This is a genomic window from Sphingomonas sp. BT-65 (assembly GCF_026107375.2).
In the GTDB taxonomy this organism is placed as follows: domain Bacteria; phylum Pseudomonadota; class Alphaproteobacteria; order Sphingomonadales; family Sphingomonadaceae; genus Sphingomonas.
Map to the genome: position 1 here is coordinate 279,267 of NZ_JAPCIA010000001.1, position 23,417 is coordinate 302,683.

Here is a 23,417-nt window from a genome sequence, read left to right on the forward strand (position 1 = left end):
CGTGCCGGCGCGTTGCCGGCCGCGACTTGGTTCCTGCGCGGACGCGGCGTATCGATGCGATGCGCCGCCCGGGAGGACCGTCATGCTGAAAGCTGTGTTCGCTGCAACCGCCGCGCTTGCGCTGGCCGGCCAGGCTGCGCCGCCCGCGCCCGCGATCCAGCTCTACGCCTTCGAATGCGGCAAGCTGCAGGAGGACCTGAGCTGGTATTCGGACACCTTCCGCTTCGAAGGACAGAAGCGCGAGTTCGTCGCCGGCTGCTTCCTGATCCGCCATCCCAAGGGGGTGCTGCTGTGGGATACGGGCCTCACGCCTGACCTGATCGGCAAGCCGACGCCCGAGCAGAGCCTTGCCGCGACGATCCCGGATCGCCTCAAGGCGCTCGGCCTCACGCCCGCGGCGGTCACTTATGTCGGGATCAGCCACTATCACGCTGACCACACCGGCGGCGCGCGCGACTTCCCCAATGCCGAGTTGCTGATCGGCGCACGCGATTGGGAGGCGCTCAGGGCGCTGAAGGACAATCATCCGCGCGCCGCGCCACTCGCACACTGGCGCGGCGGCAAGGGCAAGATGCAAGCGATCCCGGGCGATCACGATGTATTCGGCGATGGCGCGGTGCAGATGCTCGCCATGCCCGGCCACACGCCGGGCCACACCGCCTTGCTCGTCAAGCTGCCGCGCACCGGCGCTGTGCTGCTGAGCGGCGACGAATATCATTTCCGCGAGAACCGCGCGCTGCTCGGGGTTCCCAAGTTCAACACCAGCCGGGCCGAGACATTGGCGTCGCATGCCCGCTTCGAGGAGATAGCGAAGGTGCTGAAGGCAAAGGTGATCATCCAGCACGACGCGCGTGACCTCGCGCTACTGCCGGCCTTCCCGAAGGCGGCCGAGTGATGGAACCGGTCAAGAAGGTCGAGGGGCGCGCCTATCCCTGGGGCGCCAAGAATATCGACACCGACATCATCATCCCCGCGCACTGGCTCAAGACGATCAGCCGCGAGGGCCTCGGCAAGGGCGCGTTCGAGAGCGTGCGCGCCGAGCCCGGCAATATCTTCGACGATGAGCGCTATGCCGGCTCGCCGATCCTGATCGCGGGGGAGAATTTCGGCTGCGGGTCGAGTCGCGAGCACGCCGCCTGGGCGCTCAAGGACATGGGCATCACCGCGGTGATCGCGCCGAGCTATTCCGACATCTTCTCGGGCAACGCGTTCAAGAACGGCATTGTCGCCGTGGTGCTCCCGCAGGAAGCGATCGACCGGCTGGTCGAGGTCGCCAAGACCGATCCCGTGACGATCGACCTCGAGACGATGACCGTCACCACGCCCTTCCAGGACCGCTTCACCTTCGAGATGGACCCGTTCCGCCGTGATTGCCTGATGCAAGGGCTGGACGAGGTCGGCCTGACGCTGGCAAAGGATACCGCGATTTCGAAATACGAATCGACGGTCGCCGAGCAGCGCCCGTGGATCGCGCGGGAGAGAGCTGATGCGGGCGTTGCTGTCGAATGAGATCGGCGGACCTGAAACTCTAACGATCGGCGAATTGCCCGATCCCGTCGCCAAGCCGGGCGAGGTGGTGGTCGCGATCAAGGCCTGCGCGATCAACTATCCCGACGTCCTGATCATCGAGGACAAATACCAGTTCAAGCCGCCGCGCCCCTTCGCCCCGGGCGGCGAGATCGCCGGCATCGTCGAAGCGGTGGGCGAGGGCGTCACCGACCTCGCGCCGGGCGACCGCGTGCTCGGTTCCACCGGCTGGAACGGCCTCGCCGAGAAGGCCGCGGTCGACCGCCGTCGCCTCTACCGCCTGCCCGAGGGCAAGAGCTTCGCGCAGGGCGCGTCGCTGCTGATGACCTATGGCACCAGCATCCACGCGCTGCTCGACCGCGGGCATCTGAAGGAAGGCGACACGCTGCTCGTGCTCGGCGCGGCGGGCGGCATCGGCCTGTCGGTGGTCGAGCTCGGCAAGGCGTTCGGCGCGCGCGTCGTCGCTGCCGTCTCGAGCGAGGAGAAGGCGGCCGCCGCCAGGGCCGCTGGCGCCGACGAGACCGTGATCTACGGCCGTGCGCCCTTCGACAAGGACCAGTCCAAGGCGCTCGCCGAGCAGTTCAAGGCCGCGGTCGGCCCCGACGGCGCACAGGTGATCTACGATCCCGTCGGCGGCGACTATGCCGAGCCCGCCTTGCGCTCGATCGGCTGGGAGGGGCGCTATCTCGTCGTCGGCTTCCCCGCGGGAATCCCGAAGCTCCCGCTCAACCTCACCTTGCTCAAGAGCTGCGACGTGTGCGGCGTGTTCTGGGGCGCCTTCGCCGCGCGCGACCCCAAGGCCAACGCCGCGCATGTCGAGCATCTCTTCCGCCTGTGGGAAGCGGGCAGGATCAACCCGCATGTCAGCGAGACCTTCGCCTTCGAGGACGGCGGCAAGGCGATCGCGAAGCTCGCCGGCCGCGGCGCGATCGGCAAACTGGTGGTGAAGGTCGCGGATTGAGCGCGCAGCGTGCTTCAAACAGGCTTGAAATGTTGGATTTCAGCTGCTCGGATCAATTTCGCTCTTTGAAATGTCGATCCGGACATAGTTGACATCTTCGCGATCGAATCGCTCAACATTGTCAACTTCGCGCTGTCCGCCCTCGTGCCGCACCAGCGACACCAGCACGAACGAGATGATCATCAGCAGGTACCAGGCGCCGAGCTTGCCGGGGTGGACCATCGCCCAGCCATTCTCCTGCCCGGGATAAAGCCAGGCGCGCGAGAAGGTGCCGATATTCTCCGCGAACCAGATGAACAGCGCGACCAGCAGCCAGCCGGCCAGCAGCGGCATCCAGCGTTCGGTGCGGAACGGCGTGAACCAGATCTTCGTCCGCCAGAACAGCAACCCGGTCGCCGCGAACAGCGCGAGGCGGATGTCGGGCAGCCAATGATGCGCGAAGAAGTTGGTATAGATCGCCGCGGCCAACGCCCAGGTCGTCCAGCGCGGCGGGTAATGTTCGAAGCGGAAGTGGAAGATGCGCCAGACGCGCGCGATATAGCTGCCCACCGCCGCGTACATGAATCCCGAGAACAGGGGCACCTCGCCGATCCGCAACAGGCTCGGCTCGGGATAGAGCCACGAGCCATGCGCGGTCTTGAACAGCTCCATCACCGTGCCGACGATGTGGAAGGCGAGGATCACCTTGGCCTCGTTCCAACTCTCCAGCCGGAAGCCCAGCATGCCGAGCTGGATCGCCACCGCCCCGATCGTCAGGAAATCATAGCGCGCGAGCGGCGCATCGGCGGGGTAGAACAGATGCGTCGCCAGCAGCAGGGCGAGCATCAGCGCCCCGAACAGGCACGCCCAGCCCTGCTTGAAGCCGAACAGCAGGAATTCGTAGAGCGCCCCCCGCCACCCCGAGACCGGCTGCGCCGCCTCCAGCCGTGCACGGATCCGGGCGAAGCGCGTGGCGCCGGCGGTCGCTTCGTATTCAGGCAACGGGCGGGATCTGTGCGGGATACTGTGGAAGCTGTGGGTCCAGGCACGCCCATTCGGGTGCCGCGCTGGTCCAGATCACCGCCTCGGGCGCACGCAGATTCGGATCGTCGAGCGCGCCCGCGCGGATGAAGGTGAGGTGCGGGCGGCTCTCGGCCAGGCTGAAGATCGGCGTGCCGCAGGTGGGGCAGAAGCCGCGGCGCATGCGGTTGCCGCTGTCCGCGATGCTCTCGTGCCAGCGGATCTCGCCGGTCGTGGTCACCGCTTCGCTCGGGAAGCAGACGTTCACCGTCGCGGTGCCGCCCCCCAGATACTGGCACAGCCGGCACCAGCATTGCCGCGCGGCAAGCGGTTCGCCCTCGATCGCGATGCGGACCTGGCCGCACAGGCATCCCGCGCTATGGGTCACTTCGCCTGCCTTCTTGCCATGAACGCCAGCCGCTCGAACAGCATCACGTCCTGCTCGTTCTTGAGCAGCGCGCCGTGCAGCGGGGGGATCGCCTTGCTCGGGTCGCGCGACTGGAGGACGTCGAGCGGCATGTCCTCATGCAGCAGCAGCTTGAGCCAGTCGAGCAGCTCGCTGGTGCTCGGCTTCTTCTTGAGCCCCGGCACCTCGCGGATGTCGTAGAAGATGTCCATCGCCTTGCTCACCAGCAGCTTCTGGATGCCGGGGAAGTGGACGTCGATGATCGCCTGCATCGTCTCGCGGTCAGGGAATTTGATGTAGTGGAAGAAGCAGCGGCGCAGGAACGCGTCGGGCAGTTCCTTCTCATTGTTGGAGGTGATCACCACGATCGGCCGCTCGGCGGCGCGCACCGTCTCGCCGGTCTCGTAGACATGGAATTCCATGCGATCGAGTTCCTGGAGCAGGTCGTTGGGGAATTCGATATCGGCCTTGTCGATCTCGTCGATCAGCAGCACGGGCAGGGTGGGGGAGGTGAACGCCTCCCACAATTTGCCCTTGCGGATGTAGTTGGAGATGTCGTGGACGCGTTCCTCGCCGAGTTGCCCGTCACGCAGCCGCGCCACCGCGTCATATTCATACAGGCCCTGATGCGCCTTGGTCGTCGACTTGACGTTCCACTCGATCAGCGGCGCGCTCACCGCCTTGGCGATCTCGTACGCCAGCACGGTCTTGCCCGTCCCCGGCTCGCCCTTGACCAGCAGGGGGCGACGCAGTGTGACCGCGGCGTTGACCGCGACCTTGAGGTCTTCGGTCGCGACGTAACTTTGCGTGCCTTCGAAGCGCATTCCAGTCTCCGCCGGATTGGAAGATCGGGTATGCGGGTAGCGGGATTGCGCCCGGCGACGCAAGCGGTTTGCCTGTCACCTTCCGCTTTCATACAGTCCGCGTGCGGTTTCGACTCGACGCCGCGCATGCAGAGAGAGGAACGTTCGATGCCGAAACTGTCTACCGGATCCCTGCTTCTCAGTGCCCCTCTGATGGGCCTCGCGCTTCTCGCCGGATGCGGCCAGCAGCCCGCAACCCCAGCCAACGGGACGACCGAAAACACGACGGCCGTCAACGAGACCGCGGCGGCGCCGACTGCCGCCGCACCGCAGACCGTGGCCTATGACTGCATGCCCGCGCTGCTGCTCAGTGCGACCTATGACAACGCCACCACGCCTGCCAAGGCGCGGCTGACGATCGGCGACCAGAGCTACGACCTGACCGGCGTGCAGGCGGCGAGCGGCGCCAAATACGCCACCGACCAGGGTCGCTCGGCCGGCAAGACGCTGGTGTGGTGGACCAAGGGCGAGGAAGGCACGCTGTTCGAGGGCAAGGTCGGCGGCACCGAGGCCGACGAGAAGAAGGTCTCGAGCTGCAGTCCGCGTCGCGGCTGATGTAGGGACGGCGGGGTGCGGCGATCGCGCCCCGCCTTTCCGACGTATCGCCTACTGCGCGTCGCGGGCCGAAGCGCGCGCTTCGAGCACGTCCCACAGGCCGCGATGCTGGGCCAGCATCTGCTGCGCGCCGAACAGCATCGCGCGCTCCACCGGCAGGGTCGCGGCGAGCGCGTCGATCACCGTCGCGGTTTCGAACGGCGGGGGCAGGGCGGAGGCGGGCGGATCGATCCCCAGCCGCTCCCCGGCGATGTCGAGCAGCGCGCGGATCGCGGGCCAGTCGAGCACCAGCGCGAGCACGGTGCCGTCGGCGCAGCCCGTGCGGTCGGACTGGGCGAGCATGTCGAGCGCATGACGCTGCGCGGCGATCGCCGCTTCGGACTGGGCCTGGCCCGGCGTGCTCGGCAGCGGGCCTGCCGCGGCGACGAGGCGGACGATATAGGCGCGCTCGGCGGCGAAGCCAGCGGATGCCTCGGCGATCCATGCGGCGGTCGCGCCTTCGTTTGAATGGCCGAGTGCCTGTTCGATCACGTCGGGGTGGCGGGCGTGGAGCAGGCAGAACTGGTGCACAGCGTCGGCAAGGTCACGCATCGGGGCGATGCCGGTGGTGAGGCGCGCGAGGAAGCGATGGCTCGCGCTGCCGTCGGCGGCAACCAGTGCCGTCAACGTGCCCGAAGCTCCGCCAAGTCCCGCCGTCTGCACCGACTCCACCGCCATAGGTCCCCACGCTCCTTGCGCGCCGGCCGCTCCGGCGCGTGTGAATCCCCTGTGGTCCACAGGTCTATACCGAAGCACGTAAAGACGTGGTTGATGCGCGGTTTACCGCGTCGAAGGGTGTGGAAAAGTCGATGGACGCACCACCGGGTCGAGTTGACGAGAAGCGCGCCTGCGGCGCCACTAGCTGAGCCAACCGCTTGGTCGATATGGCTTTTACGCCGGAATTCAGCCTGTGTTCGCGTTGCGGAAGCGGGGCAGAGCAGCGGTTAAGGGGGCACAAAACGATGTGGCCTCGGCGTCGGCGAATATGGGCGATGGCCGAAAGACGGGCGTTTTTGAAGGAAGAGTAACCACGTAAGGGCTTTTCAATAACTGACGCGTCAGTTATTTATTCGCCATGCCCCGCCGCACGCCGCCCGATCGCCGCGAGTCGATTCTCACCGCCGCGCGGACCGAATTCGCCGCGCGCGGCTATGCCGGGACGCGGATGGAGGATGTCGCCGCGCGGGTCGGCATCTCCAAGGCCGCACTTTACCTGCAGTTCGCGGACAAGGCGGCGCTGTTCCGCGAGCTGGTCGACTGGATGCTCGAGACGCGGCTTCCCTCGGCGCTTCCACCCGCGATGGAGTCGGCGCCGCCCGCTGCGCAGCTCGAGGCGCTGGTGCGCTTCGGGGCGAGCCAGCTCGGTCAGCCCGAGATCGCCTTCTTGCCCCGCCTCGTGATCGGCGAGGGGGGCAACTTCCCGGAAATGGCACGCACCTATCACGATCGTGCCGTCAACCGGATCCTGACCCTGGTCGAGACGATCATCGCGCGCGGCGTCGCGTCCGGGGAATTCCGGGCAGTCGATCCACATCTCGCGGCGCGCAGCGTGGCAGGTGCGCTGCTGCTCGGCGCGTTGTGGAAGACGGTGTTCGAGCCGGTCGGCGCCGAGCCGGTGGCGATGGAGGAGCTCGCCGCCTCGCACCTCGATATCGTGCTGAACGGGCTTCTTGCGGGAGTGCGCGGATGAAACGGATACTGCCCCTCGTCGTGATCGGGATTGCCGTGCTCGCCGGCCTGATCTGGTTCGCCTTCGGGCGCGATGACGGGCCCGAACCGTGGCTCGGCTATGTCGAGGGCGAGGCGATCGAGGTCGCGGCGCCGGTTTCGGGACAGCTCGCGTCGCTCAACGTCCAGCGCGGCGGGCAGGTGACGGCGGGGCAGGCACTGTTCGCGCTCAACCCGGAGACGACCGCGGCGGAGTTGCGCCGGCTCGAAGCCCAGCTCGCCACCGCGCGCGCCCAGCGCGACGATCTGACCAAGGCGCGCCAGCGGCCCGCCGAACTCGATATCGCCCGCGCCCAGCAGGCGGCGGCGCGCGCCGAGGTCACCCGCACCGCGCGCGACTATCAGCGCATCGCGACGCTCGCCCAGCGGGGTTTCGCGACCAAGGTGCAGCTCGACGCAGCGCGTGCAGCCGCCGAAAGTGCGCGCGCTGCGCTCAGCCAGGCACAGGCGAGCGAGGCCTCGGGCGAGCTTGCCGGCCGCACCGACCAGATCGCCGCCGCCGACGCCCAGATCACAGCGGCCGAGGCGGCGATCGCGGCGCAGCAGCGGCGCGGCGCGGAGATCGCCCCGGCGGCGCCCATCGCCGCACTGGTCGAGCAGACCTATTTCAACCCCGGCGAATGGGTGCCCGCCAACACACCAGTGGTGCGGCTGCTGCCCCCCGGCCGCGTCAAGATCCGCTTCTATGCGCCGCAGGACGCGATCTCCGGCCTCAAGCCGGGGTCGAAGGTGCGCGTCAGCTGCGACGGATGTGGCGATCCGGTCGCCGCGACCGTCCGCTATGTCGCGCCCCAGGCCGAGTTCACGCCACCGGTGATCTATTCGGAGCGCGCGCGCGCAAAATTGGTCTTCCTGGTCGAGGCCTATCCCGATGCCGGGGTCGAGCGGCTGCGTCCCGGCCTCCCGGTCGAGGTCCACCCGCAATGAGCGACGCGCCCGCGATCGACGTCAACGGGCTGACCAAGAGGTTCGGCAATCGCACCGTGGTCGACAAGTTCAGCCTCGAGGTCGCGCGCGGCCGCATCTGCGGCTTCCTCGGCCCCAACGGCTCGGGCAAGACCACCACGTTGCGCATGATCTGCGGCCTGCTCATCCCCGATGGCGGCGAGGGCACAGTGCTCGGTCTCAACCTGCGCACCCAGCGCGAGCTGATCAAGCTCAAGATCGGCTACATGACCCAGCGCTTCGGCCTGTTCGAGGACCTGACGATCCGCGAGAACCTCGCCTTCGTCGCCGACGCCTATGGTCTCGACGCCAAGACGCAGCGGGTGACCGCCGCGCTCGAACGTCTCGGGCTCGAAACGCGCGCCGATCAGCTCGCCGGCACGCTCTCGGGCGGGTGGAAACAGCGGCTCGCGCTCGCCGCCTGCGTATTGCACGATCCCGAGATATTGCTGCTCGACGAGCCCACCGCGGGCGTCGACCCGCTCGCCCGGCGCGAATTCTGGGACCAGGTCCATATGCTCTCGGCGGAGGGTACCACCGTGCTCGTTTCGACCCATTATATGGACGAGGCCGAGCGCTGCCACGACATCGCCTATATCGCCTATGGCGTGCTGCTCGCGCGCGGCACAGCAGAGGAGATCGTCGCCGGCTCGGGCCTCGTCGCGCTGGCGGGGGAGGGACCGGGCGCCGACCGCCTCGCCCCGCAGCTCGAGAACAAGCCCGGCGTCGACATGGCCGCCGCCTTCGGCCCCACATTGCACGTCTGCGGCCGCGACATGGCCGCGCTGCGCGCCGCGGTCGCCGATGTCGCACCCGGGATCAACTGGCGCGAGACCGAACCGACGCTGGAGGACGTGTTCATCCATCTGATGCGCGGCGCGACCGACAACAGCACCGGGCCGGCCGAATGACCCAGGGTCTCATCCTCGCCTGGCGCCGCATCTGGGCGGTCCTCGTCAAGGAGGTCCACCAGCTCCGCCGCGACCCGCTCACCTTCGGCATGGTCGTCGGCCTGCCGCTGGTCCAGCTCATCCTGTTCGGCTTCGCGATCAACAACGATCCCCGCCACCTGCGCGCCGCGCTCGAGATGAACGACCATTCGTCGATCACTCGCACGGTCGAGAATTCGCTGCGCGCCAGTTCCTATTTCGAGCTGGTACCGGTGACGAAGCCGGGGGAAGGCGAGGCGATGCTGCGCCGTGGCTCGGTCCAGTTCCTGATCGTCGTGCCGAGTGACTTCACCCGCGATCTCGTCCGCGGCGAGCGCCCCCAGCTCCTCGTCCTCGCCGACGCGACCGATCCCGCCGCGACCGGCAATGCCACCTTCGCGGTCGAGCAGGCGGTGCTCTCAGGCCTGCGCCACGACCTGATCGGACCGCTCTCGGCGCGTGCGGGCACCCCGTCTCCAGTCGATGTGGTCATCCAGCGCCGCTACAATCCCGAGGGAATCACCAGCCACAACATCGTCCCCGGCCTGCTCGCCGTCGTCCTCTCGATGACGATGGTGATGATGACGTCGATCGCCGTCGCGCGCGAGCGCGAGCGCGGCACGATGGAGAACCTTCTCGCCATGCCGCTGCGCCCGATGGAGGTGATGGCGGGCAAGATCCTGCCCTATGTGCTGATCGGCGCGGCACAGACGGTGATCATCGTCGTCCTCGCCGGCCTGATCTTCTCCGTGCCCTTCGCCGGCGCCGCCTGGCTGCTCGCGCTCGCCACCTTGGTCTTCATCACCGTCAGCCTGTTGCTCGGCTTCACGCTCTCGACCTTCGCCAAGACGCAGATGCAGGCGATGCAGATGAGCTTCTTCTACATCCTGCCCTCGATCCTGCTCTCGGGCTTCGCCTTCCCCTATGCCGGCATGCCGCGCTGGGCGCAGTGGCTGGGCGAGTTGCTTCCGGTCACCCACTATCTCCGCGTGGTGCGCGGGGTAATGCTCAAGGGCTGGGTGGCGAGCGAGGCGCTCACCCAGCTTCTCATCCTCGCCGTGCTGGGCGGGGTGTTCGCGGTGATCGCGATCCGCCGTTACGGGGATACGCTGGAGTAGAGCGCGGCTCTCGAAGAAAGTCCTGTCTGACAGGTTGCGTGGAGCGGTGGCTGGAACTACCACCGTCGTGCACCCGGAAGAATCACGACAGACGGAGAGAGAATATGCTCGGAAGGGCCCTCATATCGGGCATGGCGGCGCTTCTGGCGCTGCCCGCGGCGGCGCAGGATTACGGGCTCGACCGGCGCGACGACAATTTCCGCGAACGGCTGGTGCTGACCGAGGAGGCTCAGGCACCGGTGGTCGGCCCGGATCATCCGGGACTCGCGGGCAACAAGTCCGGGTTCGAGAACGGCTTCACGCTGAAGCTTGGCGGCATCTATCACATGTTCATCTCGGAGATGTTCGAGCGGCCGCACCTCGACCTGCGCATCGCGCACTGGACGAGCAGCGACGCGATCCACTGGACCCGCAAGGGCACGATCATGGAGAGCAAGCCCGGCCGGTCGCCGGAAAACCCCTTGTCCGAAGTGTGGATGCAGACGGTGATTTTCGACAAGAAGACCGACCGCTGGACCCTGTTCTACATCGCCTATCGCGGCGGCAACAGCAGCCGGGGCGAAGCGCTCAACATGGACCATGAAGGCGTCGCGCGCCGCGCCGTCTCGCAGACGGCGGGGATCGACGGGGTCGGCGGGCCCTACAAGGACGCCGGGGTGGCGATGGCGCCCGGCGGCAAGGACGCGGCGCTGTGGGAAGGACAGCAGGGGCTCGATTCCTTCTTCCCCTATCCGGTGGGCGACAAATGGGTGGCGCTGCACGGCAGCCACAACCACTTCCCGGTCTCGCCCTGGCAGGTCGGCGTCGCAACCGCCAAGAGCATGGACGCGAGCGTCTGGACCCGCGTGCCGAGCGAGCAGCCCTCGCCGATCGAGGGCCTGTTCATCGAGAACCCGATCGTGACCCGGCTGCGCAATGGCCATTACATCGCGGTCTACGACAACAACCATTTCGCGCCGAACCAGCCGGACATCGCGGCCAAGCCATTTAACTCAGTGGGCTACAGCATCTCGACGGACGGCATCCGCTGGCACCAGGGGCGCTCGCTGGTGGTGCAGGCGTCGCCAGCGAGCAACTGGGCGTCCGACCTGCGCACCCCGCTGGGGCTGGTCCCTGAGGAGGATGGCACGTTCACCTTGCTCTACACCGCGCGCATGAAAGACCGCCCATTCTGGGCGATCGGGCGTGTGCGGGTGAAACTGACGGAGGCGCAGGGCGGCACTGAATGAAAAAGGGCGGGAGTGAACCCCGCCCTTTTTGTTTGTCCGTAGTTCCCGGCCTTACTGATCGAGGAACGAGCGCATCTTGCGCGACCGGCTCGGGTGCTTGAGCTTGCGCAGCGCCTTCGCCTCGATCTGACGGATGCGCTCGCGGGTCACGCTGAACTGCTGGCCGACTTCCTCGAGTGTATGGTCGGTGTTCATGCCGATGCCGAAGCGCATGCGCAGCACGCGCTCCTCGCGCGGGGTGAGGCTGGCGAGGACGCGGGTGACCGTTTCCTTGAGGTTCGCCTGGATAGCGGCATCCACCGGGATGATCGCGTTCTTGTCCTCGATGAAGTCGCCGAGGTGGCTGTCTTCCTCGTCGCCGATCGGCGTTTCGAGGCTGATCGGCTCCTTGGCGATCTTCATCACCTTGCGCACCTTCTCGAGCGGCATGCTCAGGCGCTCGGCCATTTCCTCGGGCGTGGGTTCGCGGCCCTGCTCGTGGAGGAACTGGCGGCTGGTGCGGACCAGCTTGTTGATCGTCTCGATCATATGGACCGGGATGCGGATGGTGCGCGCCTGGTCGGCGATCGAGCGGGTGATCGCCTGGCGGATCCACCACGTCGCATAGGTCGAGAACTTGTAGCCGCGGCGATACTCGAACTTGTCCACCGCCTTCATCAGGCCGATGTTTCCTTCCTGGATCAGGTCCAGGAACTGCAGCCCGCGGTTGGTGTATTTCTTGGCGATCGAGATCACGAGGCGCAGGTTTGCCTCGACCATCTCCTTCTTGGCGATGCGCGCCTCACGCTCGCCCTTCTGCACCATGTTGACGATGCGGCGGAACTCGGTGAGCGCCATGCCGGTCTGCTGACTGATCTCGCTCACCTCGACGCGGATGCGGTCGACCGCCGCGGCCTCGTTCGTGGCGAAAGCTGCCCACTTCTTGTCCAGTCCGCCGACCGCGCCGAGCCACTGCTCGTCGAGCTCATGGCCCATATAGCGGTCGAGAAAGTCCTTGCGGTTGACCTTGTGCCGCTCGGCGAGGCGCAGCATCTGGCCGCCCAGCGCGGTGAGGCGACGGTTGAAGCTGTAGAGCTGGTCGACGAGATATTCGATCTTCGCCTGGTGGAACTGGACGCTCTCGACCTCGGCGGTGAGGTCCTCGCGCAGCTTCTGGTACTTCTTCTCGTCCGCGGCCGACAGCTCGCCACCCGCTGCCATCGCGTCGAGCCGCTGCTGCTGGACCTTGCTGAACTTCTTGTAGATCGCGGTGATGCTCGCGAACCGCTCCAGCGCCTGCGGCTTGAGCGTCTCCTCCATCTGCGCGAGGCTGAGGGTGTTGTCCTCCTCGTCGTCGTCGGAGGGACGCGGCGCGCGGCGCTCGGTAAGCTCGTCGTCCTCGTCGTCGGCGGGAGCCTCCTCGGGCTCCTCCTCTTCCTTGAACGAGGCGCCGGCGGTCTTCTCGCTGATCTCGCCCGAATCGTCGTCCTCAGCGCCCTCGACCTGCTCGGCCGACGGCCCCTTGGAGAGCATCGCGTCGAGATCGAGGATCTCGCGCAGCTGCATCGTGCCCTCGTTGAGGGCGTCCGACCAGCCGATGATCGCGTTGAAGGTGATCGGGGACTCGCAAAGCCCCAGGATCATCGTGTCGCGGCCGGCCTCGATACGCTTGGCGATCGCGATCTCGCCCTCGCGGCTGAGCAGCTCGACGGCGCCCATCTCGCGCAGGTACATGCGCACCGGATCGTCGGTGCGATCGACGGTTTCCTTCTTCTTCGCCGTTTCGAACGCAGGGGCGCTATCGTCCTGCCCGTCGCCGCCATCGATCTCGTCGGGCGTGTCGTCCTCGGGCTGCTCGTCCTCGCCGACATCTTCATTCTCGACGACGTTGACGCCCATGTCGCTGAGCGCGGACATCACGTCCTCGATCTGGTCGGTCGTGAACTGATCCTGCGGGAGCATTTCGTTGAGCTGGTCAACGGTGATGTAGCCGCGCTTCTTGGCGCGGGCGACGAGCTTCTTGATGGAGCCTTCGTTGAGATCGATCAGCGGCGCATCGCCGGTCTCGGTCGTATCCCCGTCGTCTGCCATGATTGCCTTTGCCATCGAGTGCCTTTGTATCGGATGGCGGCTATTATACGCCGCCCTATTCGCTGAATTAGTCTTCGTCCGCAAGCATCAGATTCGCGAGCCGCGCCTCGAGCTCCGCCTTGCGCCGCACGAGCGCCACCTGACGCTCGAACGCCTCGTCGCTGAAACGCGCCTGAACCGCCGCCGTTGCCTCGGCCAGGGCGGCATCGACCTGCGGCCTCGCCACGAGCACCGCGATCGCTTCACCCAGATCGAGCGCAGCCCGCCCCACGTCCCAGCCTTTCTGCGTGAAAGTGAAGGGAAGCGTGTCGGCGCGCAGCAGCTCGGCTGCTTGTCTGTCGAAACCGGACGACGCCAATATGGTACGCAAGCGATCGGTATCAAGCGCCTGATCTTCCAGCGCGACATCGACCACGGCCTCGAACAGCCGGCCGAGCGCGCCGTCGGCGAGACGCAGGCTGGACAGCGTCTCCATGTGGCGGGCGATCTCGGCCGGGTGGCGGATCAGTCCGGCCAGCACTGCCTTGGCGAGGACGCGATCGATGCCCGTCGCGCCGAGCGCCTGGACCGTGGGGCTGGGCGGCGGCTCGGGCGGCTGCCAGCGCTGGCCGGGGCGGCCCGGCATGCGGTTGGGCGCCCGCGGCGTGAAGCTGCGCGGTGCTGGTGCGAAATGCGCGTCGCAGCGGTTGCGGAACTCGGTGACATATTCGTGGCGGACATTGCCGTCCTGGATCGTCGCGGCGAGATCGGACAGGCGGCGCTTGAGGCTGGCGCGCCCCTCGGGCGTCTCCAGCGGTTCGGCGGCGAGCTCGTGATGCCAGATGCGGTCGGCGAGCGGCTGCGCGGCTTGAAGCAGCGCCTCGAACGCGTGCGGGCCGGCGGACCGGACGAGATCATCGGGATCCTGCCCGTTGGGCAGCGTGACGAAAGCGAGGCTGCGGCCCGGACCGAGATGGGGCAGGGCGCGGTGCGCGGCGCGGATCGCTGCCTTCTGCCCTGCAGCGTCGCCGTCGAAGGCGAGCAGCGGGATATCGGCCATCCGCCACAGCCGCTCGAGCTGATGCTCGGTCAGCGCGGTGCCGAGCGGCGCGACCGCCTCGCCGAACCCGGCCTGGGCGAGCGCGATCACGTCCATATACCCCTCGACCGCGATCACGCGGCCGGTCTTGCGCGAGGCGGCCTGGGCGCGATCGAGATTGTAGAGCGTGCGGCCCTTGTCGAAGAGCGGGGTCTCGGGGGAGTTGAGGTACTTCGGCTCGCCCTCGCCGATGATGCGCCCGCCGAACGCGATCACGCGGCCCCGCGCATCCTTGATCGGGATCATCAGGCGACCGCGGAAGCGATCGTAAGGCTCCTTGTTCTCGACCTGGATCAGCATCCCGGCCTCGACCAGCATCGGATCGCCATAGGATTTGAGCGTCTCGCGCAGCTTGGTGCGTGAGTCCGGCGCGAACCCCATGCCGAAGGCGCGCGCCGTGTCAGTGGTGATGCGGCGGCGTTCGAGCAGCGCGCGGGCCTCCGCGCCGGCGAGCCCGTGGAGCTGATCGACGTAGAATTTGGCGGCGTCGGCCATCGCCTCGTGCAGCCCCTTGGCCTTCTCCGCCTTCTCGGCGGCGCGCGGATCGGCCTGCGGCACATCCATTCCCGCCGCCGCGGCAAGTTCCTTCACCGCGTCCATGAAGGGCAAACCCTGCTGGTCGGTGAGCCAGCGGATCGCATCGCCATGCGCACCGCAACCGAAGCAATGGTAGAAGCCCTTGTCGTCGTTGATCGTGAACGACGGCGTCTTCTCGTTATGGAACGGGCAGCACGCCTTCCACTCGCGCCCCGCACGCGTGATCTTCACGCTGCGACCGATCAGGGCGGAAAGTGTCGTCCGCGCGCGCAGTTCGTCGAGGAAGGCGGGCGTCAGCGCCACTTACGAGAGAGCCGCCTTCACCAGCCCCGACGCCTTGCTCATGTCGAGCTGGCTCGCGTGGCGCGCCTTGAGCTCGGCCATTACCCGGCCCATGTCCTTCATGCCGCTGGTGCCCAGCTCGGCCTTGATCGCCTCGATCGCCGCCGTCGTCTCGGCTTCGCTCATCTGTGCAGGGAGGAAGCGTTCGATCACCGCCACCTCGGCCTTCTCGGCATCGGCGAGCTCCTGGCGGTTGCCCTTCTCGTACATCTCGATCGATTCGCGGCGCTGCTTGACCATCTTCTGCAGCACTTCCACCACCAGCGCGTCGTCGTCGGCGACCGGTGCCTGGGTCCGTGCCTCGATGTCGCGGTTCTTGATCGCGCTCTGGATCAGGCGGATGGCGGCGGTCCCTTCCTTGTCGCCGCCCTTCATGGCGGTGACGAGAGCGGCCTTGATGTCGTCGCGGATCATGTTGTTCTACCCACAGGTGAATCGGAAATAACCGCCATTAGACCCCCCGCGCGCCCGATGCGAGGGTTGACGGGAGGGGGGGAGGGGGTTAGCGGGCGGGCCTTAGCACACATTGCCGGAAACCCTGTAGGAGCGCCCTCTCATAATGGCCGACGCGACGCCTTTTGCCATGCCTGACGGAGCTACAGGTGTTCTTGTTCTTGCGACGGGCGAAGTGATCTGGGGGCGTGGTTTCGGCGCGGAGGGAAATGCGGCGGGCGAGGTGTGCTTCCACACCGCGATGACCGGCTATCAGGAGATCATGACCGACCCGTCCTTCGCGGGCCAGATGATCTGTTTCACCTTCCCGCATATCGGCAATGTCGGCGCCAACCCCGACGATGTCGAGGCCGACGCCCCTCACGCGCTCGGCATGATCGTGCGCGAGGACGTGACCGAGCCCTCCAACTTCCGCAGCGTCGAGCGGCTCGACGACTGGATGAAGAAGCATGAGCGGATCGGCCTTGCCGGGATCGACACCCGCGCGCTGACCCGCCGTATCCGCGGGCAGGGTGCGCCCAACGGCGTGATCGCGCATTCGGCGGAGGGCAAGTTCGACATTCCCTGGCTGCTGGAGCGCGCGAAGGCGTGGCCGGGGCTGGAGGGTATGGACCTTGCCATCACCGTTACCACCGAGACGCATTTCGGCTGGGAAGGCGGCGTATGGCGGCTTGGCTTCGGCTATGGCACCGAGGGTGCAGAGGATGGCCGCCCGCATGTCGTGGCGATCGATTACGGCTCGAAGCACAATATCTTCCGCAATCTGGTGAAGGCCGGCGCCAAGGTGACGGTGCTGCCCGCCACGGCGACTGCCGAACAGGTGCTGAGCTTCGATCCCGACGGTATCTTCCTGTCGAACGGCCCGGGCGATCCGGCGGCGACGGGTGAATATGCGGTGCCGGTGATCCGCGAGCTGCTGGAGACCAGGAAGCCCCTGTTCGGCATCTGCCTCGGCCATCAGCTGCTCGGCCTCGCGGTGGGCGCGCAGACCACCAAGATGTTCCAGGGGCATCGCGGCGCCAACCACCCGGTCAAGCGGCTGAGCGACGGCGCGGTCGAGATCACGTCGATGAACCACGGCTTCGCGGTGGATCGCGATACGCTGCCCGCAGGCGTGACCGAGACGCATGTGTCGCTGTTCGACGGCAGCAACTGCGGGATCGAGATCGACGGCGGCCGCGCGTTCAGCGTGCAGTATCACCCCGAGGCGTCGCCTGGGCCGCAGGACAGCTTCTATCTGTTCGAGCGGTTTGTGGGGATGCTGACTTGAACAGGATCTTCGCCGTGACGTTAGCCGCGGCGACTCTTAGTTTTTCAGGCTGCGGAGACGCAGCAGCACCGGTGGAGAATTCGCACATGGCCGGGCAACCATATGAAGAGTGTATCCGAAAAGTCGTTCAGCCCAGTTTCGCGATCATGGATCGGATGAAGGCCAACGGTCTCGATATCGAAAAGCCGCGACCGGTCACACATCTATTAGTGGGCGCTGACGAGAATGTTGAAAAGGCAGCGAGTTACGCGCGCGAGAAGGGGTTTTCGGTCCTTGAAGCGGGGAACGGTCGCCTTCTGATCGGCGAGGACGCACCAATCATCGAAGATTGGCTGAAGCATACACTTCCAATGTTCTGCTCGTTCGCGAGTGAGTTCGGCCTGACCTACGACGGTTGGGACGTAGATATTTCAAAAGATGGCTTGAAGCGGAAATAATGCCCAAACGCACCGACATCTCCTCCATCCTCGTCATCGGCGCCGGTCCCATCGTGATCGGTCAGGCGTGCGAGTTCGACTATTCGGGCACGCAGGCGATCAAGGCGCTCAAGGAAGAGGGCTATCGCATCGTCCTGGTCAATTCGAACCCGGCGACGATCATGACCGATCCCGAGCTGGCCGACGCCACCTATGTCGAGCCGATCACCCCCGCGATCGTCGCCAAGATCATCGAGAAGGAGCGGCCCGACGCCGTCCTGCCGACCATGGGCGGACAGACTGCGCTCAATACCGCGCTGGCGCTGGCGCAGGACGGCACGCTGGAGAAGTTCGGCTGCATCATGATCGGCGCCGATGCCGAGGCGATCGACAAGGCCGAGGACCGGCTCAAGTTCCGCGAGGCGATGGACAGGATCGGCCTCGACAGCGCGCGCTCGGCGATCGCGCATAGCGAGGCCGAGGCGCTCGAAGGGCTGGCGAAGGTCGGCTTGCCCGCGATCATCCGCCCGAGCTTCACGCTGGGCGGCACCGGCGGCGGCATCGCTTACAACAAGGAAGAGTTCGTCGAGATCGTCCGCAAGGGCCTTGATGCGTCGCCGACCACCGAGGTGCTGATCGAGGAATCGCTGCTCGGCTGGAAGGAATATGAGATGGAGGTCGTGCGGGACCGCAACGACAACGCCATCATCATCTGCTCGATCGAGAATGTCGATGCGATGGGGACGCATACGGGCGATTCCATCACGGTCGCGCCCGCGCTGACGCTGACCGACAAGGAATATCAGATCATGCGCAACGCCAGCATCGCGGTGCTGCGCGAGATCGGCGTCGAGACCGGCGGGTCGAACGTGCAGTTCGCGGTCAATCCCAAGGACGGCCGCCTGATCGTGATCGAGATGAACCCGCGCGTGTCACGTTCGTCGGCGTTGGCGTCGAAGGCGACCGGCTTCCCGATCGCCAAGGTCGCCGCCAAGCTGGCGGTCGGCTACACGCTCGACGAGATCGAGAACGACATCACCGGCGCGACCCCGGCGAGCTTCGAGCCGACGATCGACTATGTCGTGACCAAGATCCCGCGCTTCGCGTTCGAGAAATTCAAGGGCGCCGAGGCGGTGCTGGGCACGGCGATGAAGTCGGTCGGCGAGGTGATGGCGATCGGCCGCAACATCCATGAATCGATGCAGAAGGCGCTGCGCGGGCTCGAAACGGGCCTCAGCGGCTTCAACAATGTCGAACATCTGCAGGGCGCGCCGCGCGATGTGATCGAGGCGGCGCTGGCCGTCCGCTCGCCCGACCGGCTGCTGATCGCGGCGCAGGCGCTGCGGGAGGGTTTTACTGTCGCCGAGGTGCATACGCTCGCGCAGTACGACCCGTGGTTCCTCGAGCGGATCGCGGAGATCCTGCGCGCAGAGGCCGGGGTCGTGGCGAACGGCCTGCCGCGTGACGTAGCGGGGATGCGCAAGCTCAAGTCGATGGGCTTTTCCGACAAAAGGCTCGCTTGGCTGGCGCTGCAGTCGGCCAATCTGCGCGAGGGCGCGGGGCCGATGGCGCGCTCGTCGGGGCTGATCGGCGAGGTCGTCAAGGCGATGACCGGCGGCGTGACCGAGGCCGATGTGCGCGCGCTGCGCCACAAGCTCGGCGTGCGCCCGGTGTTCAAGCGGATCGACACCTGCGCTGCCGAGTTCGACGCGAAGACGCCGTATATGTACTCGACCTATGAGGCGCCGAGCTTCGGCGAGCCCGAGTGCGAGAGCCAGCCTTCCGAGCGCCGCAAGATCGTGATCCTGGGCGGTGGTCCCAACCGCATCGGGCAGGGGATCGAGTTCGATTATTGCTGCTGCCACGCCTGTTTCGCGCTGGCGGATGCGGGCTTCGAGACGATCATGATCAACTGCAACCCGGAGACGGTGAGCACCGACTATGACACCTCCGACCGCCTCTATTTCGAGCCGCTGACCGCCGAGGACGTTCTGGAAATCCTCGAGGTCGAAAAGTCGAAAGGCGAACTTGTCGGCGTCATTGTCCAGTTTGGCGGGCAGACCCCGCTCAATCTGGCGCGCGCGTTGGAGAGTGCGGGGATTCCCATCCTCGGCACCTCGCCCGACGCGATCGACCTGGCCGAGGATCGCGAGCAGTTTGCCGATCTGGTCGCGCGGCTCGGCCTCAAGCAGCCCGCCAACGGCATCGCGCGCAGCCGCGAGGAGGCGATCGCGGTGGCGGAGCGCATCGGCTATCCGGTGCTCACGCGGCCGTCCTTCGTGCTCGGCGGGCGGGCGATGGAGATCGTCGACACGCCCGAGCAGCTCGATCACTATATCCAGACCGCGGTCCAGGTCTCGGGCGACGCGCCGGTGCTGATCGACCAGTATCTGCGCGACGCGGTCGAGGTCGACGTGGACGCGATCGCCGATGGCGACGATGTCGTGGTCGCGGGCGTGCTCCAGCATATCGAGGAAGCCGGCGTCCATTCGGGCGACAGCGCCTGCTCGATCCCGCCCTATAGCCTCCCCGCCGAGGTGATCGCCGAGATCGAGCGCCAGACCGACGCGCTGGCGCGGGCGCTCAAGGTCAAGGGCCTGATGAACATCCAGTTCGCGGTCAAGGACGGCGCGGTCTATCTGATCGAAGTGAATCCGCGCGCCTCGCGCACCGTGCCGTTCGTCGCAAAGGCGATCGGCATCCCGATCGCCAAGATCGCGAGCCGGGTGATGGCGGGCGAGAAGCTCAAGGACCTGCCCAGGATCGATCGCGACATCGACTATATCGCGGTCAAGGAAGCGGTGTTCCCGTTCAACCGCTTCCCGGGCGTCGATCCAGTGCTGTCACCGGAAATGAAGTCAACCGGAGAAGTCATGGGAATCGATAATGATTTTCCCATCGCTTTCGCCAAGTCGCAGCTTGGCGCCGGCATGACTTTGCCCTCGGAAGGCCGTGTCTTTGTGAGCGTCAAGGACAGCGACAAGCCGGTGGTGCTGCCCGGCGTGCAGATCCTTGTCGAGCAGGGTTTCAGCATCGTCGCGACCGGGGGCACGGCGGACTATCTGGAAGCCAATGGCGTACCGGTCGAGCGCGTCAACAAGGTGGCGCAGGGCCGGCCGCACATCGTCGACCGCATCCGCGACGGCGATATCGCGCTAATCTTCAACACCACCGAGGGCTGGCAGTCCTTGAAGGATTCCGAATCGATCCGCGCCTCGGCATTGTCGCTCAAGATACCGTCTTTCACGACCGCTCCGGCGAGCGTGGCGGCGGCGCGGGCGATCGCGGCGTTGGCAGGCCAGTCTCTTGAAGTCCGTCCCCTGCAGTCCTACTATTCGCATTCGCACAATTGATCCCCACAGCATGAGGTAGGTGTGCGGGCGGTCTGGGAGGGCCGCTTGGGGAAGGGGTTTTGACGAAGGACGAATACGATGGCGACGGTCGAAAAGATGCCGATGCTGGCAGAGGGCTATGAGAAGCTCAACGCGCAGCTCAAGGCGCTGAAAGCCGAGCGTCCGCTGATCGTAGACGCGATCGAGGAAGCGCGCGCGCATGGCGATCTTTCGGAAAATGCCGAATATCATGCCGCCAAGGAGCGCCAGGGCCAGATCGAGGCGTCGATCGCCGATATCGAAGACAAGCTGTCGCGCGCGCAGATCATCGATCCGCGCGAGCTGTCGGGCGACCGCATCGTGTTCGGCGCGACCGTCACGCTGCTCGACGAGGACAGCAAGTCGGTGAAGTACCAGATCGTCGGCCAGGCCGAGGCGGACGCCAAGACCGGCCGGATCAGCTACAATTCGCCGCTCGGCCGCGCGCTGATCGGCAAGAGCAAGGGCGATGAGGTCGAGGTGACCGTGCCGGCGGGCGACCGCTGGTACGAGGTCAACAAGATCGAATTTATCTGAGGATTTCGGCGGCTGCGCCCGCATTCTTGACCGTCATCTCGGCCTTGTGCCGGGATCCACGGTGCCGCGCGGATTGCGCTTGAGCCTTCAAGACATTGTTCGCCGCTCGGTGGACCCCGGCACGAGGCCGGGGTGACGGCGTAACAGGCTTTAAGCGTTACGCCTCCAGGTCCGGCTCGAGCAGCCGGTGGAGGTGGACCACCACATATTTCATCTCGGCATCGTCGACGGTGCGCTGCGCTGCGCCGCGCCATGCCTTCTCGGCGCTGGCATAGTCCGCGAAGATGCCGACCACGTCGAGTTGGGTCGGATCCTGGAATTCGAGCGTCATCGGGTCCTTCACGCGGCCGCCGAAGACGAGGTGCAGCTTGCTCATGGAAACTCCTGGGGATGAGGTATCCCCGCCGCCTTAGCGCGCGCGCTGCATCGCGCTCAAGATAAGATCAGGCAGGACCGCAAGCTCAGGCGTCGGTCTTGGGGCGGCTCGCGTCCTTGGCCGCGGTGAAGGCGGTGCCGATGATCTTGCTGATCTGCTCCTTGGCGGCGTCGCGCTGGGGCAGGATCGCGTCGATCTCGGCCTTGCCGGCATCGCGCGCCGCAGCTGCGGCGGCGCCGGCGCCCTCGGCGATGCGCTTGCCGACCGGGGCGAGCAGTTCCTTCTCCTTGGCGAGGCGCGGCAGCAGCGCGCCGATCACCACGCCCAGCGCCACCCCGCCCGCGACCAGCGCCAGCGGGTTGTTCTCGATCGACGCGCTCGCCCGCTCGCGGCGGCTGCGGGTCCCGTTGGTCTCGGTCATTTGCTCGATCCTTTCTTCGAATGCTTCAAACTCTTGGTCCCCGCCGCGGTTGCATGCTTCGCGCCGCGCCACAGAAGTTTGGCGAGCGGCTTGCGCGCCAGGAACAGCACGGCGAGCCCCGCCGCCGCCGCGATGGCCTTGGGCCGCTTACGGATGGTCTCGACCCCATCGCGCACCAGGCCGCTCGCCACCGTCTCGACCGCGTCCTGCGCGAGCGTCACTGGGTTGAGCCGCGTCTGCATCTCGTCGAGCGTGCCGAACAACCGCTGGCGGGCGCTCTGGGACCGCGCGCGCGCGTCGAGGAGGGGTACGGGAAGCTGGTCGTCGCTCATGGCGCATCCTTGGGGCGTGTCGCACGGCGAAAGCGGCGCAGTGCCGCGCGCGCGAACAGTGCAGCGGCGACAGCCGCGACCAGCACGACGATCAGCGTTGCGAAGCCGGGGCCGACATAGGGGGTGAGGATCATCACCAGCCCGACGATCAGCGCGATCGCCGCGGCCTGGGCGAGCAGCAGCACGACGATCCCCAGCACCGCGGCCGCGCGCGCATCAGCGAGCCGGTCGAGCGCCAGCGCGCGCCAGTAGGCGATCTCCGCCTCGGCATAGGCGCGGCTGTCTGCGACGGCGCGCCCGATCAGCGTGCCGATGCCTTCTTCGTCGTCCGGCTCGTGGCGTTCGTCCACCTGATCCCCCCGAAGCGGCGGTTACGCCCTGGGCTTGCCGTCGCCGGCCCCTTTGTCGGCAAGATCGCCGGCGGCGTCCAATCCCGACTTGAGCAGCCGCGCCAGCACGAACCCGACGCCGGCGGCAATGCCCACCGCGACGGCGGGGCTCTTGCGCACGAAATCGCGCGCATCGTCGATCAGGTCGTCGACCTGCTTGCCGCGCAGCGATTCGGCGAAGCCCGAAAGCTGGTCGGCGGCGGAGCGCGCATATTGGCCATATTGCTCGCCAAGCCGCTCGTCGACCGAGCCCGCGGCGTCGCGCATCATGTTCGAGAATTCGTCGAGCGCGCCGGTCGCCTTCTCCTTGCCGGTGTCGGCAAAGGCGCGGGCCTTGTCGCCGGCCTGGCTGGCGATCTTGCCGGCCTCGGTGCGCACCTTCTCGGCCGCGCCGCGCTTGCCTTCCTCGCCGGCGGCGCCGGTGGTCTTGAGGGGATCGGCGGCGACCAGCGCGTCACCGGCCTCGTTCATGCTCTCGTCCTTGGGGAACGTTTCGTCAGCCATCGCTCTGAACCTCTTCCAGCCT

General features: G+C 66.7%; 25 protein-coding genes. 13 read left to right on the forward strand and 12 right to left on the reverse strand.

All coding sequences use genetic code 11. The features are described from left to right. Positions 1-82 precede the first annotated feature (82 nt). Genes OK349_RS01355 through OK349_RS01365 form a run of 3 tightly spaced genes read left to right on the forward strand, consistent with a single transcriptional unit; the run spans position 83 to position 2,488 of the window. Positions 83-895 carry an N-acyl homoserine lactonase family protein gene (locus tag OK349_RS01355; RefSeq protein WP_265116038.1) on the forward strand — a complete coding sequence of 271 codons (813 nt, stop codon included), beginning with the start codon at positions 83-85 and terminating at the stop codon, positions 893-895. Beyond that, positions 895-1,509, forward strand: coding sequence for a 3-isopropylmalate dehydratase small subunit (gene leuD / locus OK349_RS01360; RefSeq protein WP_265116039.1), 615 nt, complete (start codon positions 895-897; stop codon positions 1,507-1,509). Before OK349_RS01355 ends, leuD begins: the two co-directional genes overlap by 1 nt. Next, positions 1,487-2,488 (forward strand): NADPH:quinone oxidoreductase family protein, encoded by a 1,002-nt coding sequence (locus OK349_RS01365; protein WP_265116040.1) that lies wholly within the window; start codon positions 1,487-1,489, stop codon positions 2,486-2,488. Before leuD ends, OK349_RS01365 begins: the two co-directional genes overlap by 23 nt. 39 nt (positions 2,489-2,527) lie before the next feature. On the opposite strand, the gene OK349_RS01370 is transcribed toward OK349_RS01365, so the two are convergent. From OK349_RS01370 to OK349_RS01380, 3 genes are read right to left on the reverse strand one after another with little or no spacing between them, the layout of a single operon-like run. Continuing rightward, positions 2,528-3,469 (reverse strand): DUF817 domain-containing protein, encoded by a 942-nt coding sequence (locus tag OK349_RS01370; RefSeq protein ID WP_265116041.1) that lies wholly within the window; start codon positions 3,467-3,469, stop codon positions 2,528-2,530. Beyond that, positions 3,462-3,875 (reverse strand): GFA family protein, encoded by a 414-nt coding sequence (locus tag OK349_RS01375; protein ID WP_265116042.1) that lies wholly within the window; start codon positions 3,873-3,875, stop codon positions 3,462-3,464. The genes OK349_RS01370 and OK349_RS01375 overlap by 8 nt, the downstream gene beginning before the upstream one ends. Continuing rightward, positions 3,872-4,717 (reverse strand): AAA family ATPase, encoded by an 846-nt coding sequence (locus OK349_RS01380; protein ID WP_265116043.1) that lies wholly within the window; start codon positions 4,715-4,717, stop codon positions 3,872-3,874. The genes OK349_RS01375 and OK349_RS01380 overlap by 4 nt, the downstream gene beginning before the upstream one ends. 192 nt (positions 4,718-4,909) lie before the next feature. On the opposite strand from OK349_RS01380, the gene OK349_RS01385 reads away from it, so the two are divergent. After that, positions 4,910-5,311 carry an MliC family protein gene (locus tag OK349_RS01385; RefSeq protein ID WP_265116044.1) on the forward strand — a complete coding sequence of 134 codons (402 nt, stop codon included), beginning with the start codon at positions 4,910-4,912 and terminating at the stop codon, positions 5,309-5,311. 51 nt (positions 5,312-5,362) lie between these two features. Here the strand turns inward: OK349_RS01385 and OK349_RS01390 are convergent, their stop codons facing one another. Then, positions 5,363-6,028 carry a DUF6975 family protein gene (locus OK349_RS01390; RefSeq protein WP_265116045.1) on the reverse strand — a complete coding sequence of 222 codons (666 nt, stop codon included), beginning with the start codon at positions 6,026-6,028 and terminating at the stop codon, positions 5,363-5,365. Positions 6,029-6,425: 397 nt separating this feature from the next. Between OK349_RS01390 and OK349_RS01395 the strand changes: the two genes are divergently transcribed. From OK349_RS01395 to OK349_RS01415, 5 genes are all read left to right on the forward strand, one after another. Beyond that, positions 6,426-7,040 carry a TetR/AcrR family transcriptional regulator gene (locus tag OK349_RS01395; protein WP_265116046.1) on the forward strand — a complete coding sequence of 205 codons (615 nt, stop codon included), beginning with the start codon at positions 6,426-6,428 and terminating at the stop codon, positions 7,038-7,040. Next, positions 7,037-8,005, forward strand: coding sequence for an HlyD family secretion protein (locus OK349_RS01400; RefSeq protein WP_265116047.1), 969 nt, complete (start codon positions 7,037-7,039; stop codon positions 8,003-8,005). Before OK349_RS01395 ends, OK349_RS01400 begins: the two co-directional genes overlap by 4 nt. Beyond that, positions 8,002-8,934 (forward strand): ABC transporter ATP-binding protein, encoded by a 933-nt coding sequence (locus OK349_RS01405; RefSeq protein WP_265116048.1) that lies wholly within the window; start codon positions 8,002-8,004, stop codon positions 8,932-8,934. Before OK349_RS01400 ends, OK349_RS01405 begins: the two co-directional genes overlap by 4 nt. Continuing rightward, complete coding sequence (locus OK349_RS01410; RefSeq protein ID WP_265116049.1) at positions 8,931-10,070, forward strand: ABC transporter permease; 1,140 nt, start codon at positions 8,931-8,933, stop codon at positions 10,068-10,070. The genes OK349_RS01405 and OK349_RS01410 overlap by 4 nt, the downstream gene beginning before the upstream one ends. A 131-nt stretch (positions 10,071-10,201) precedes the next feature. Then, on the forward strand, positions 10,202-11,299 hold the full coding sequence (locus OK349_RS01415; RefSeq protein WP_265116050.1) for a glycoside hydrolase family protein: 1,098 nt from the start codon (positions 10,202-10,204) through the stop codon (positions 11,297-11,299). Between the two features lie 51 nt (positions 11,300-11,350). Here the strand turns inward: OK349_RS01415 and rpoD are convergent, their stop codons facing one another. From rpoD to OK349_RS01430, 3 genes are read right to left on the reverse strand one after another with little or no spacing between them, the layout of a single operon-like run. Then, the gene (gene rpoD, locus OK349_RS01420; RefSeq protein WP_265116051.1) at positions 11,351-13,384 is read right to left on the reverse strand and encodes an RNA polymerase sigma factor RpoD; all 2,034 of its coding nucleotides are present in this window, start codon (positions 13,382-13,384) and stop codon (positions 11,351-11,353) included. A 52-nt stretch (positions 13,385-13,436) separates the two neighbouring features. Beyond that, positions 13,437-15,287, reverse strand: coding sequence for a DNA primase (dnaG, locus tag OK349_RS01425; RefSeq protein WP_265116052.1), 1,851 nt, complete (start codon positions 15,285-15,287; stop codon positions 13,437-13,439). After that, positions 15,288-15,740, reverse strand: coding sequence for a GatB/YqeY domain-containing protein (locus OK349_RS01430; RefSeq protein ID WP_265116053.1), 453 nt, complete (start codon positions 15,738-15,740; stop codon positions 15,288-15,290). 145 nt (positions 15,741-15,885) lie between these two features. Here OK349_RS01430 and carA point away from each other — a divergent pair, with 145 nt between their 5' ends. The 4 genes from carA (at position 15,886) to greA (ending at position 21,373) form a co-directional block, all read left to right on the forward strand. Continuing rightward, complete coding sequence (gene carA, locus OK349_RS01435; RefSeq protein ID WP_265116054.1) at positions 15,886-17,049, forward strand: glutamine-hydrolyzing carbamoyl-phosphate synthase small subunit; 1,164 nt, start codon at positions 15,886-15,888, stop codon at positions 17,047-17,049. Next, entirely contained in the window at positions 17,046-17,486 is a 441-nt protein-coding gene (locus OK349_RS01440; protein ID WP_265116055.1) for a ribonuclease E inhibitor RraB, read from the forward strand. The genes carA and OK349_RS01440 overlap by 4 nt, the downstream gene beginning before the upstream one ends. Beyond that, complete coding sequence (gene carB / locus OK349_RS01445; protein WP_265116056.1) at positions 17,486-20,818, forward strand: carbamoyl-phosphate synthase large subunit; 3,333 nt, start codon at positions 17,486-17,488, stop codon at positions 20,816-20,818. Before OK349_RS01440 ends, carB begins: the two co-directional genes overlap by 1 nt. 78 nt (positions 20,819-20,896) lie before the next feature. After that, complete coding sequence (gene greA, locus OK349_RS01450; RefSeq protein ID WP_265116057.1) at positions 20,897-21,373, forward strand: transcription elongation factor GreA; 477 nt, start codon at positions 20,897-20,899, stop codon at positions 21,371-21,373. A gap of 157 nt (positions 21,374-21,530) precedes the next feature. On the opposite strand, the gene OK349_RS01455 is transcribed toward greA, so the two are convergent. From OK349_RS01455 to OK349_RS01475, 5 genes are all read right to left on the reverse strand, one after another. After that, the gene (locus OK349_RS01455; protein ID WP_265116058.1) at positions 21,531-21,749 is read right to left on the reverse strand and encodes a DUF4170 domain-containing protein; all 219 of its coding nucleotides are present in this window, start codon (positions 21,747-21,749) and stop codon (positions 21,531-21,533) included. A gap of 85 nt (positions 21,750-21,834) precedes the next feature. Continuing rightward, positions 21,835-22,170, reverse strand: coding sequence for a hypothetical protein (locus tag OK349_RS01460; protein WP_265116059.1), 336 nt, complete (start codon positions 22,168-22,170; stop codon positions 21,835-21,837). Then, the gene (locus OK349_RS01465) at positions 22,167-22,502 is read right to left on the reverse strand and encodes a hypothetical protein (protein WP_265116060.1); all 336 of its coding nucleotides are present in this window, start codon (positions 22,500-22,502) and stop codon (positions 22,167-22,169) included. Before OK349_RS01465 ends, OK349_RS01460 begins: the two co-directional genes overlap by 4 nt. Next, complete coding sequence (locus tag OK349_RS01470; protein WP_265116061.1) at positions 22,499-22,852, reverse strand: phage holin family protein; 354 nt, start codon at positions 22,850-22,852, stop codon at positions 22,499-22,501. Before OK349_RS01470 ends, OK349_RS01465 begins: the two co-directional genes overlap by 4 nt. Before the next feature lie 21 nt (positions 22,853-22,873). Continuing rightward, positions 22,874-23,395: a DUF883 C-terminal domain-containing protein gene (locus tag OK349_RS01475; protein ID WP_265116062.1), complete on the reverse strand. Its 522-nt coding sequence runs from the start codon at positions 23,393-23,395 to the stop codon at positions 22,874-22,876. Positions 23,396-23,417: the final 22 nt, after the last annotated feature.